The sequence below is a fragment of the Reichenbachiella sp. genome (assembly GCF_039944555.1).
Lineage (GTDB): Bacteria > Bacteroidota > Bacteroidia > Cytophagales > Cyclobacteriaceae > Reichenbachiella.
In genome coordinates this window covers 540,311-552,298 of record NZ_JBDUYN010000012.1, presented here as the reverse complement: position 1 = coordinate 552,298, position 11,988 = coordinate 540,311, and the positions used below count along the sequence as shown (strand labels likewise).

9 protein-coding genes are annotated in these 11,988 nt (G+C 42.5%); 5 read left to right on the top strand and 4 right to left on the bottom strand.

What is annotated here, in order from left to right:
* Positions 1-7: 7 nt before the first annotated feature.
* The 5 genes from ABJD64_RS19955 (at position 8) to ABJD64_RS19935 (ending at position 6,239) form a co-directional block, all read left to right on the top strand.
* Positions 8-1,069, top strand: coding sequence for a carbohydrate-binding family 9-like protein (locus tag ABJD64_RS19955; protein WP_348180485.1), 1,062 nt, complete (start codon positions 8-10; stop codon positions 1,067-1,069).
* Between the two features lie 6 nt (positions 1,070-1,075).
* Complete coding sequence (locus ABJD64_RS19950; RefSeq protein WP_348180486.1) at positions 1,076-2,503, top strand: sulfatase; 1,428 nt, start codon at positions 1,076-1,078, stop codon at positions 2,501-2,503.
* Between the two features lie 8 nt (positions 2,504-2,511).
* A complete protein-coding gene (locus ABJD64_RS19945) occupies positions 2,512-3,408 on the top strand; it encodes an endonuclease/exonuclease/phosphatase family protein (protein WP_348180487.1) in 897 nt (298 codons plus the stop codon).
* Positions 3,409-3,477: 69 nt separating this feature from the next.
* Entirely contained in the window at positions 3,478-5,133 is a 1,656-nt protein-coding gene (locus ABJD64_RS19940) for a hypothetical protein (RefSeq protein ID WP_348180488.1), read from the top strand.
* Positions 5,134-5,213: 80 nt separating this feature from the next.
* Positions 5,214-6,239 carry a glycosyltransferase family 2 protein gene (locus ABJD64_RS19935; RefSeq protein WP_348180489.1) on the top strand — a complete coding sequence of 342 codons (1,026 nt, stop codon included), beginning with the start codon at positions 5,214-5,216 and terminating at the stop codon, positions 6,237-6,239.
* Positions 6,240-6,244: 5 nt separating this feature from the next.
* Here ABJD64_RS19935 and ABJD64_RS19930 read toward each other — a convergent pair whose 3' ends face one another.
* From ABJD64_RS19930 to ABJD64_RS19915, 4 genes are all read right to left on the bottom strand, one after another.
* Complete coding sequence (locus tag ABJD64_RS19930; RefSeq protein WP_348180490.1) at positions 6,245-7,102, bottom strand: bestrophin family protein; 858 nt, start codon at positions 7,100-7,102, stop codon at positions 6,245-6,247.
* Between the two features lie 102 nt (positions 7,103-7,204).
* Positions 7,205-7,792 carry a hypothetical protein gene (locus tag ABJD64_RS19925; protein ID WP_348180491.1) on the bottom strand — a complete coding sequence of 196 codons (588 nt, stop codon included), beginning with the start codon at positions 7,790-7,792 and terminating at the stop codon, positions 7,205-7,207.
* A 99-nt stretch (positions 7,793-7,891) separates the two neighbouring features.
* Positions 7,892-9,373 carry a sulfatase gene (locus ABJD64_RS19920; RefSeq protein ID WP_348180492.1) on the bottom strand — a complete coding sequence of 494 codons (1,482 nt, stop codon included), beginning with the start codon at positions 9,371-9,373 and terminating at the stop codon, positions 7,892-7,894.
* A gap of 5 nt (positions 9,374-9,378) precedes the next feature.
* Complete coding sequence (locus ABJD64_RS19915) at positions 9,379-11,985, bottom strand: glycoside hydrolase family 2 TIM barrel-domain containing protein (protein ID WP_348180493.1); 2,607 nt, start codon at positions 11,983-11,985, stop codon at positions 9,379-9,381.
* Positions 11,986-11,988 lie beyond the last annotated feature (3 nt).

Genomic DNA, 11,988 nt, shown 5'->3' with positions numbered 1-11,988 from the left:
CGGTACAATGACAAATATCTCGCACTTTCTTAGTTTACTAATTTTAGCACTTGCCATTTCACATACTGGAATTGCACAGACACCTGCACCAGAACAATATAGTTGTCGGTCAACCGCAAGTCCGTTAGTGATTGATGGCATTCTTGATGAAGCAGGTTGGGCAAAAGCAGAATGGACGAACGAATTTGTAGACATAGAAGGAGATAAAAAGCCGAAACCTACCTACCGTACCCGAGTGAAAATGCTATGGGATGAGCAGTACTTTTATATAGCAGCAGAAATGGAAGAGCCTCACTTATGGGCCACCTACGATCAGCGCGACATGGTCATATTTCATGAAAATGATTTTGAGGTTTTCATCGACCCTGACGGAGACACTCATCAATATTATGAACTGGAAATCAACGCACTGGGCACTGTTTGGGACCTGATGCTTATCAAACCCTATCGTGACGGAGGCCCTGCAATAGATGCCTGGGATATTGCGGGATTGAAAAAAGGAGTTAAACTCAATGGAACCTTAAACAATCCCAATGATACGGATAAGGGCTGGACTATTGAATTGGCCATGCCTTGGGAAATATTAAGAGAAGCGGCCCGAGAATCCAGGAAGCCTGTAGCAGGAGATGTTTGGCGTGTAAACTTTTCGAGAGTGAACTGGAAAACTGAAAAAATTGATGGCACTTACGCAAAGCGCATAAACCCGGAAACAGGCAAGCCCTTTCCTGAATCCAATTGGGTATGGTCGCCTCAGGGTGTCATTGCCATGCATCAACCCGAAACGTGGGGCTATGTTACCTTCATGAACGAGGGGCAGGTTATCCGCAATGATGACTTGCAGCAAAACGAAAATTGCAAATGGAAGCTCAGAGAAGTCTACTTTGCCCAAAGGGAATTCTTTGAAAAAAATGGTACTTATTCAAACCAGGCTGATCAGTTGGGAGTTGATAAAAATGTGGCTCTATCCATTACGCCTTCAATGTTTGAAGCTACTATAGACCTCGGACAATATACCTGGCACATCGATCACCAAGGAAGGACCTGGAAGACCGCAATATCTAAAAAATAGTCTTCTATGGACAAGTCCCTGTACATCTATTTATTGTTGGTTCTGCCCATTATCAAGTCATGCGATTCTATTCAAACTTCGCAGAACAGCCCTCCTAATGTGATCGTTGTTTTCACAGATGATCAGGGCTATCAAGACCTAGGCTGCTTTGACTCTCCGGATATTGAAACCCCTCACTTGGATGAATTGGCTAAAAACGGCATCAGGCTTACCAACTTCTATGCTGCTCAGGCTGTTTGCTCGGCTTCAAGAGCCGCATTATTGACAGGCTGCTACCCCAACCGCCTGGGCATTCATGGAGCATTCATGCCTAACAGCAATCAAGGACTCAATTTGTCAGAAACAACTATAGCCGAAATGCTCTTAAAAAACGGCTATAGAACAGCCATATTCGGCAAATGGCATCTAGGCGATCATGATAGCTTTATGCCAGGCAACCAGGGATTTGAAGAGTACTTTGGCATACCTTATTCAAACGATATGTGGCCTTTTCACCCTCAGCAGGGTCCTGTTTTTGATTTTGGACCATTACCGTTATATGAAAATGAGACTGTTGTGGATACACTGACCGACCAGTCTTTACTCACCACCCAAATCACAGAGAAAAGTGTAGATTTTATCGGGAGGAATAAGGACAATCCATTTTTCCTCTACGTAGCACATCCCCAACCTCATGTGCCCCTTTTCGTCTCGGACAAATTTAAGGGAAAATCAAAAAGAGGCCTTTATGGAGATGTGATCATGGAGATAGATTGGTCAGTAGGTCAAATTCTGAAGGCATTAAAAAAATACAACATCGAAGAAAACACGCTCGTCATCTTTACCTCTGACAATGGCCCATGGCTCAGCTACGGAGATCACGCTGGTAGTGCGCTTCCGCTAAGGGAGGGAAAAGGCACTGCACTAGAGGGTGGCCAAAGAGAACCTTGTATCATTTCCTTTCCGGGTAGCATAGATGCTGGCAGAACCATTAATACACCCATGATGGCCATAGACCTACTACCTACCATAGCAGAAATAACAGGATCAAAACTGCCGGAAAAACCGATTGATGGTAAAAGTGTATGGGATGTATGGACCGGAGCCTCCTCCATTAGCCCGCAAGAAGCTTACTACTTTTATTACCACAAGAATGAACTGCACGGCATCAGATATCAGGATTGGAAAATGTACTTTCCACATCGGTATAGAACACTCAATGGACGGCCAGGCGGCCAAAATGGTCTACCCGCTACCTATGAGTATAAAACGATGGATCAGATTGAGCTGTACAATCTTGTGGATGACATCAGTGAGACTAAAAACGTCGCTAACGAGAACCCAAAAATTGTAAAGAAAATCAAATCTCTTGCTGAAAATATAAGAGTACGGCTGGGTGATGATTTATATAATATAGCCGGTAAGGAAAACAGACCTATAGGTCAAATAGAATAATGCGAGCGATGATTACCTTAGAAATAACGATGTGCGTAGCAAAAAGAATTGGATTGACCGGTCATCGAGTTACTTGGTTTATCCTTTTGCTCATTATGGCTTCTCACGCTTCCGCTCAAAACATGGGAATCATGTCCTTCAACATCAGGTACAACAATCCACAAGATGGAATCAACAGTTGGGACAATCGAAAAGGTGAATTGGTAAATCTGGTAAATTACTATCATCCGGACATACTTGGCCTTCAGGAGGGCCTTCAGGACCAAATAAAATATATGGACGAGTCTATGTCAGATTATGCCATGATTGGGGTCGGCAGAGAAGACGGTAAGCTGAAGGGCGAATACGCGGCCATCTTTTATGACTCGACAAAGTATAAACTGATATCACAAAACACCTTTTGGCTTTCTGACTCTCCTGAAGAAGTCTCGGTCGGTTGGGATGCGGCTTTAGAAAGAATTTGCACTTATGGGCTATTCGCCGATAATAAGTCCAAACAGGAATTCTACATATTCAATACACACTTTGATCATGTAGGCCTTAATGCACAAAAAAAATCTGCAGAACTTATTACAAAGAAGATAGACGAACTAACCACAGATGATTCAGTAATTATACTGATGGGAGATTTGAACTGTGAGCCAGCCAGCCAGCCTATCCTAACATTGGAAGAGAAACTCGAGGATGGGATGAAAATATCTAATAAAGGTCTTTACGGACCTTCCGGAACCTTCAACGGATTCGATACCACACTGTCAATATCCCAAAGGATCGATTATATCTTTACCCGGAATCTAGAAGTCATTAGTTATCGTCATATTGATGACTTAAGAAAAAATAAAGAATTTGTTTCTGACCACCTGCCGGTATTTATTCAATCAAATTTGGCTGTAAAATTACAGTGACAACAATGAGCTAACTTAGACCTAAGATCAACAAGGAAAGAAAAGACCTATAATCAAAAAGTTACCGCCATGATTAACAAAAAACCCTATATAGAAGTAAAGGATGCAGCCGACAGCTGCCGGGAAGGATGGGATACCATTGTTCCTGAACTCAATAGGAAGATAGAATCACTAGGGCAAAAAAAAGTTGTAATCTGTGTAGAATGTTATTTGGGAACCTATGCCGATTTTAATCTTAAAAAATTAAAAAATGGCCTTTCCCCTAATGTGACTTGCAGGGCCAGGGACATCTATAAGGATGAGTTAGAGATTCGGCAACTGACTGCCCCAATCATGGATGCGAATGCTTCTAAGAAATTGCCTAATCTGTCTATTGCGGACTATTTCGATTCGGCTAAACTGGATGCGCTCAAAAACAACATCGATTTCATAGAAGAGGGGGTCGTGTTGATCCACGGAGTCGGGTCGCATTTGATCTGGCCCGCTGACATCATTATTTACTCAGATATGTCACGCTATGAAATTTTACAACGTTTCAGACGAAATGATGTAGCCAACCTTGGACTCTCAAATGAGCAGGAGGACTACGACACACAACACCAGTTGAGCTATTTTGTAGATTGGAGAGTCTGCGATAAACTAAAAAAGCAGCTCTTGCCCATGTGCCATTATTTTCTGGAAACCAACAATTGGCATAAGCCTAAACTGGCGGATGGAGCGATCGTCAGGAATGGGTTAAAACAAGCTACAAAGCAGCCTTTTTTTATGGCTAAATTCTTCGACCCGGAGCTATGGGACATGCCTAAACATCATAGTAATGAGGAGGACTTTCTGTGGGGGTTTGATTGCGATATAGAGCAGAATAACATTCTACTCAAACTTGATAATTATCTCTTTGAAACACCTGCTATCAATATTTTATACTTTCAACCCATTGATTTGCTTGGAGAGCATATTTACAGAAGCTTTGGTACTGAGATGCCGGTTCGGTTTGATTTTCTGGATAGTATGGATGACAACAATCCTAAACTCTCTGTTTATCCTGGCGCTGATTTCCTGAGAGACTATTTTGGGTTTCATTTATATCAAAATGACAACTACTACATCATGCAGGGCGGCAGCAAAGCAAATGTTCTCCTGGGACTGAGTGAGGATACCAATGAAGAAAAATTCAAGGCGGATTTGGCCAACTCTAAAAATAAGAAGGGTGTTGTTTCCCAACTGAACAAAATAAAAGTAAAGAAGCACGATCATCTTTTTATTCCGCCCAACACCATTCACAGTCAAGGCCAGGATGCTATTATTCTACACATTCATGTAGCCCCTGACATCTTCAAACTGAAGGTATATGACGATAACAATGTTCGGGTGAGTCAACCCCTGGAATTGGCAGCCTTAGAAATGAACAAGGTTGATAAGCATGTGTTGAATCAAACAACCAAATCTAAAGGTGTAGAAATACTCGCGGCTGAACATAATCAAATGATGGAGATTCAACGAATCAATTTCAGCTCCCCTCTTCAAATGAAAACCAATGGGGTAATCCAAGTATTCTGTCTGACAGAGGGCAAAGAAGTGAAAATAGAATCTAAAGACGACAGCTTCGGTACTTTTATTGTCCATTACGGAGAAGCCTTTGTCATTCCTGCCGGAGTCGATGAGTTCCAGATAAATCCAATTGCGGGTGATCAATTTGTGATACTAAAAACGCAAATAAAAAGATAAGTTTTTGCCTCGACCCGGCTGCTCCTCAATTCCTGTAATATTCCATAGCATTGCTGGTTAGATTTACAGAGGTTTGCGACATGGAAAAAAGTTCTGCGACTGCCCCTCTTGTATCTATTGTAATGGCTACTAAGGACACAGAGCCGTATTTACCGGCATGTCTGGATTCGATTCTTGCACAGACTTATCAAAACTGGGAATTGATCGCAGTGAACGACCATTCGTCAGATCGAACACCAGAGATACTTGACGAGTACGCTGACCGAGACTCACGAATCCGGGTTTTCCATAGCAACCGCCCAAAACTTATACCGACGCTGCAGGAAGGTTACAAACATGTACGAGGCGAATTGATCAACCGCATGGATTCTGATGACAAAATGCCTGCTGATAAGCTGGAAGCGTTGGTGAAAGAATGGCAGAAACATGGAAAAGGTATAGTAATCGCCGGTGGGACCAAACACTTCGTTGATGAAGGAGAGGTCGGGGGAGGTTTTCTTCGCTACGAGCAATGGCTCAACGACGTAGCCAGACAAAGTGCTCACTACGAAGAGATTTATAAAGAATGTGTCATCCCTTCTCATAGTTGGCTTGCCCATAAGGAAGACTTCGATGCTGTAGGCGCATTTGATTCTGAAATCTACCCTGAAGATTACGACCTTACCTTTCGGTTCTACAAACACGGACTGAAGATTGTCGGTATCGACAAGGTATTGCATCACTGGCGTGACCGGTCCAACCGTATTTCCCGAACCTGGGAAGAATACAAAGACAATAGATACTTTGATCTAAAAGTCAGAAATTTCTACGAACTGGATCGTGATATGACAAGACCTCTCGTACTGTGGGGTGCAGGAAGAAATGGCAAAGATATGGCCAAGCTGCTTCTTACCTATGAAAACGAGTTTCACTGGGTGTGCGACAATGCAAACAAAATTGGTAAGGATGTATATGGGATACAATTATCCCATTTCGAGAATATACAGCAATTGAATGATCCTCAGATCATGATTGTAGTGGCCTCACCAGATGGTCAAAAAGAAATTCGTGATGATCTCAAAAAATGGAGCAAAAAACCGGTAAAAGATTTTTGGTTCTTCGCCTAACCTGTCTACCCCATAATTTCGGAAACATTCTTGCCGATTTTAACGGCCAGCATATCAGTAGGCAAATCATTGATATCGGAACCAAATGGATCCTCTATCTCCTCAGCCAATAACTCAATGCTCATTAGGATATATAATATCAAAACCACAATCAAAATAGTCCAGTAGTGGTACACAGTGACGAAGGCAAATGGTAATGTAGCTATGAAGGTGAAGATAAACTTCTTCATAAACATACTGTATGAATAGGGTATTGGAGTGTTTCTTATTCGCTCACACTTACCGGTGATATTTGTCAATGCCGTGAGTTGCTCATCCAGTACGCGATACTGCTCGGGGTCAATTGTATTCTCCTTTTTAAATTGGTTGGTAATTGTAAACAGCTTCTTTGCGATGGCATTGGGGATATGGTAAAGGTCATCCATTTTTAATTTTTCTACCATTTCTTTTGCCATATCAGTCGGCACACCTTCTCGTAAATGCTCTTTCAAAGCTGTAGGGTATGCAGAAATGCACTCTGTGATATACACTCTCATAGGGTGGTCCAAAGGCACCATGACGGAAAACTTCAGCGCCATATTTCTGGTCTCGTTTACCAGTTCTCCCCAAACCTTCCTTCCTTCCCACCATCTATCATAGGCACCGTTAGTCCTGAAGACCAGAAAAAAACCTAAAACGATACCCAAAATACTATGAACTGAGGTAGTACTTACAAAGTCAATGTTCAACTCGTAAAAGACATAAGTGATCAGTGAGGTGTAAACAGTTACGTATATCAAGGCGGGTAAAAGCCTTCTAAATACATATCTGCTGTAGCTATGAAAAAGTAAGTTAAGCCAGCTCTTGGGGTTATATTCTACCATGCACCAAAACTATCAAAAATTGCCTAATAACAAGGACAAGCTTCTGATCTCCACACCATTAAGTGGCAAAATCCGTATTTTTACGGAGGCACAATTATTTCGTCAATCTCTCAATCTTCCCCTCAACACACTCACGTTAGAATTGAATGGATTACCTGAAGCTCTTCTAAAGGAAACGATCTGTCCTACATGCCACACAGCATCTGAAATTGGCCCATTCAACAGATTCCAAAAAGGATACTCTGAGGTACCGCGATCACTTATAAAAATCATTTTGTAAGCTTCTAAATCTGCCGCTGTACTGCTTCTTAAAATAATGCTTGCTTCCTGGATAAATAAGAGTGTCTGAGTTCTCTTTTCTTCCCATGTCAAATTCTCCTCCTCCTCTTTTGTGAAGTCATTGGGCAATTTTTTTGTGGCATTTGCTAGTATTCTCGTCAGCCCGTAAATATGATCAAGCGTCTCTTCTGAGGTCCTGGCTTCTTCCGATGGTTTATAAGAAAGGTCTTCTGTTCTCAATCCGACCGTACCCCAATAGTATCTGAACCCCAGGCCGTCTACGACACGGGCAGCCACAGTTCCCTCATTGTAACTGTTGGGATATTCAGGGATTTTATAATAATAGTCTGTTGAGTCTTGGGCCATGGCGGTTGCACTTATGGTAAGGAAGATGAGTATCAGGTTTTTCATAATTGTATTCATGATCGATAAGAACAAAGAAACGAAAAGACTGATAGATTGTTAGTTAATTTATATGAGCGGATTATTACTTAGTGACTATTCAAACAACTAGTAAGTGTTTATGTACCGATGATCAAATCTTCTTCCTCTGTCCGGCACGATTGGCATATCCATTCCATCCGTTTCTTTGAGCCAATTGAATAGAGATTTTCTCAAATCAATACTGATCTCCTTATATGAAGGGTCTCTGATCAGATTGTTCATTTCCAATGGGTCCTTTTCTATGTCATAGAGTTCGTTGATGTCCCAAATTCCATGATACCTGATATACTTGAATTTGCTGGTTCGGACGGCATGCACAGTAGGCGTTTGGGGAAAAGGTCTTTCCCAATAATATTCATAAAATATCGTATCCTTCCAGTTTACCTGCTCATCCAATAATAATTGATTAAACGACGACCCATCCATATTATCAGGAGTAGGCAGTCCAGCCATTTCCAAGATGCTCGGAGCAATGTCTATGTTCTGCACCACCTCGTCTACCTTCATTCCTTCTTCTATTTCCCCTTTGGCCAGAATCAATAGAGGTACTCTCATAGATTCCTCATAGGCTTGCCGTTTATCTATAAGGCCGTGCTCACCAAACGAGAATCCATTATCACCCATATAGAATACTATCGTATTTTCCATCAACCCCTCCTTTTCCAGGTAGTCTAATACCTGACCAATACTCTCGTCCAGTGCCAGCAAGGTTTCGCAATAATTCTTATAAAAGTCATCGAAATCAATTGCTCCATGATACATCTGATCCACACCATGCCAACTGTCTCTTTGGGCTTTTACCCAGTCGGGTAAATCCTCATAGTTGTAGACCTCTTCTCCCAATGTGCTTTTCTCATGCCCTGGAGGATACATCGTTTTAGGATAAGCGGGAGATTCCTTTGCGTACTGATTTCTATGACGTGGTGCCGGTAAAAACTCAGAATGCACGGATTTGTGCGACAGATAGAGGAAGAAGGGTTTGTTCTCCTCACGGTTTTCGAGGAAGTCGAAGGCATATTTGGTGAGCACATCGGTGATATAGCTGCTATCCGAGTATTCCTCACGAGTACCATTCACGTTCATACTGGGATTGTAATAAGCCCCCTGCCCTTTAAAACTTGCCCAATAATCGAATCCTTTTCTTGGGTTGTCGTGATGCTCACCCATGTGCCATTTGCCAACATAACCGGTCTGATAACCAGCTTTCTGCAGGTATTGTGGAAAAAAAGTTACAGAATCCGGTACCATGGATTGGTTGTCGATCACACGGTGGTGATGTGCATACTGACCAGTAAGAATCGAAGCTCTACTGGGTGAGCATAGTGAAGTACTTACAAATGCATTTTGCAAGTGCGCGCCATCCGCAGCCATTCTGTCCATATTAGGGGTTTGTAAGAATGGCACCTTTCCCATAAAGCCCATGAAGTCATAGCGATGATCATCGCTCAAGATGAAGATGACATTCTTCCCTGATACATAGGGCTGCTCAGTCTTTTCAATTTGGCACCCCATCGTAGCCAGCAACAGTATTATAGACAGGTTTCTCATCTACATTATAGTTTTTCTATACGAATTCCATTGATAACGGGCTCACCTGCTATGGCCTCGAAATTTATACTCAGCCCATCACCCTGGATATCTACATCAAACACTTTTTCAACAGCAAGGTAAGCGCCATGATGCTTCATCAAATCCAGTTCTTCTATCAACTGTTGACCGTTGACCCATATACTGAATATGCGTTGATCAGGTGCTATGTTTTCCAATTCAGAAAACAGCATTCTCACTTTATAATGTCCGTCTTTGAGATCAAATCTGAGCGTGTCTATTCCGACGCGTTGTGTTTGGTATACCGGATCCTGAAGGGTATTAACTATATTTCTATCACTCCCAATACCTCTGTCTCTGGGTGAAAAAGAGTAACCCCCAATGAAGCCCCAACCTGAGTCATAAGGTTTTTCAGGTATCCAGATCTGTTGTTCATCTTTCTCCAAAAAATAAAAGTTTGTACCAAGATTCACGTTGACCTCAGCGAATTCCTCACTCAAATTGTTGCAAATCAGCTTAAAATCTACCTCTTGCTTTCGCTCAATTATCTGATCTCCAAATTGCGCAGAAATTTCAAGCTGATTGATCCCCCGAACAAATGGCACCTCCCAATTGGCAACCCCATTTTCAAATTTCTTCCATGGCAATGTTTTCAAATTGAAAATTAAGCGTACGCTATCTGCGTTACCATAGGCCTGAACCTGCTGCGTAGAATAATTCACTTCCTGATTGTCCTGACTTCCGGATCGAATACTCCAGTCAGACTGTCCCAACTCAAGTACGGGCTCAGGAGACAGCCAGGCCTTGTAGAGATAATAAACATCTTTTGGTTTTCGGTCGAAGGTGCATAAGCCCTTGCTGTTGATATTGGGGACGGCATCATTTCGGCTCTCCGAGCCGAAGTCAAACATGTTCCATACGGCGGCTCCGGCTACAAATTTCCTCTGCTGTATTTGCCTCAAATGACTCTTATGAAATTGGGTTTCCCACTCTATGGAGAAATCAAATCTTTTGGGCTCCATGGACCTGATTCTGGGATCAGCACCTGCTCCATACTCGGTGATGATGAGCGGTTTATCAGTCAACACCTGGTGTGCACGATCTATGAATTTTCCAAATCCGTTCAAGTCCTCCTCATACCATCCATAGTAGAGGTTCCAACCTACAATCATTGGGATTTGAGTGAGACCGGATTGATGATAAACATCAAAGTCGCCATGGTTCGGAATCATTGTGTATCTACTGGGGTCTTCTTCTCTTGTCAGCTTCTCAAGCTGCCTGGCAAACCTGACCACCTGATAAATATTCGCACTATCCCTGTCCAGTCTCTTGCCCAAAAACATTTCATTCATATAGGCCCAAATAATGATGCTTGGATGGTTGTAGTTCTGTCTTATCATTTCCCGTTGCATGACCAACGTATTGTCATAAAATTCCTGTGAGTCTGTGATCTCATGATCCAATGGGATTTCCATTGATACCAGCAGCCCCAATCTATCACATGCTTCCAAAACCGCCGGGTCTTGTGGGTAATGTGCTGTTCTTAAAAAATTCGCTCCCAGAGATTTTATCATCTCAATGTCCCGGACATGGTAGTCATCTGGCAATGCGTTGGCCATGCCGGCGAAGTCCTGATGTCGGTTGACGCCTACCAACTTCAGAGGTTCGCCGTTGAGGAAGAATCCGTCGTCCGGATCGAAATCAAACCATCTAAGACCAATGGATTGTGTGATCTCATCAGTCAACACACCAGATTGAATGAGTTGGGCAGTTACCGTATATAAAGTTGGATGATCGGGAGACCAGAGGCTTGGGTTAGATACTTCGAGAGTTTGCGTCACTTCTTTCGCCACTTTTGAGGTAACAGCTACAGTGGATTCGGTTATCGTATTATTCTTGCTGTCACGGATGACGGTCCTTATTTTCAAACCCTTGGGCAATTTCCTGTTCAATTTGAGTTTCGACCTGACCCTAATCTCAGCTTTTTGTTTTGAGACAGTTGGCGTCTCAATAAAGATTCCGGGAGAGGCATGGTCTGATAGATCAAAATGAACCGGATCGACTGATATAAGATAAGCGTCACGATAGATGCCACCGTAAAAATTAAAATCGCCCTTCAAAGGCACAATACTTTCGTCGTGCTCATTGTTGAGCTTGATGGCGAGCACATCCTCTTTAAAATTAAGATATGGAGTCAGGTTAACACAGAAGGCGGTATAGCCCCCTTTATGGGTTTGGATTAATTGGCCATTTACAAAGACCTGCGCCGTTTGATTTGCTCCTTCAAGATAAAGGTAAGTGTTCTTGTCCTCGTCGAGTAGTTCGCTGCTCAGATTTTTGTAATACCAGGCTACGCCGCGATAGTATCCCTTTTCTTCGTCAAAGGGATCGCTAACATTCCAGGAATGAGGTAGGTCTACGGATGTCAGGTTTTCAGAAAAATCTCTAAAATCTGAAGTAATCAATGTGTCTCCTTTGTAAAACTTCCAATCCAGATTGATTTTTACTTTAGATCTTGGGCTAGAGCCATTGACCCAATCATCTGATGAGGCCGCCAATGCCAACGGAATCAGGATTATTCCTGCAAGTAGTTTCAAGCTCTTTCCAATCATCCG

Bases quoted from the DNA above. Each gene is read 5' to 3' on its own strand.
- ABJD64_RS19955 (WP_348180485.1), top strand. From the start codon at position 8: ATGACAAATATCTCGCACTTTCTTAGTTTACTAATTTTAGCACTTGCC.
- ABJD64_RS19950 (WP_348180486.1), top strand. From the start codon at position 1,076: ATGGACAAGTCCCTGTACATCTATTTATTGTTGGTTCTGCCCATTATC.
- ABJD64_RS19945 (WP_348180487.1), top strand. From the start codon at position 2,512: ATGATTACCTTAGAAATAACGATGTGCGTAGCAAAAAGAATTGGATTG.
- ABJD64_RS19940 (WP_348180488.1), top strand. From the start codon at position 3,478: ATGATTAACAAAAAACCCTATATAGAAGTAAAGGATGCAGCCGACAGC.
- ABJD64_RS19935 (WP_348180489.1), top strand. From the start codon at position 5,214: ATGGAAAAAAGTTCTGCGACTGCCCCTCTTGTATCTATTGTAATGGCT.
- ABJD64_RS19930 (WP_348180490.1), bottom strand. From the start codon at position 7,102: ATGGTAGAATATAACCCCAAGAGCTGGCTTAACTTACTTTTTCATAGC.
- ABJD64_RS19925 (WP_348180491.1), bottom strand. From the start codon at position 7,792: ATGAAAAACCTGATACTCATCTTCCTTACCATAAGTGCAACCGCCATG.
- ABJD64_RS19920 (WP_348180492.1), bottom strand. From the start codon at position 9,373: ATGAGAAACCTGTCTATAATACTGTTGCTGGCTACGATGGGGTGCCAA.
- ABJD64_RS19915 (WP_348180493.1), bottom strand. From the start codon at position 11,985: ATGATTGGAAAGAGCTTGAAACTACTTGCAGGAATAATCCTGATTCCG.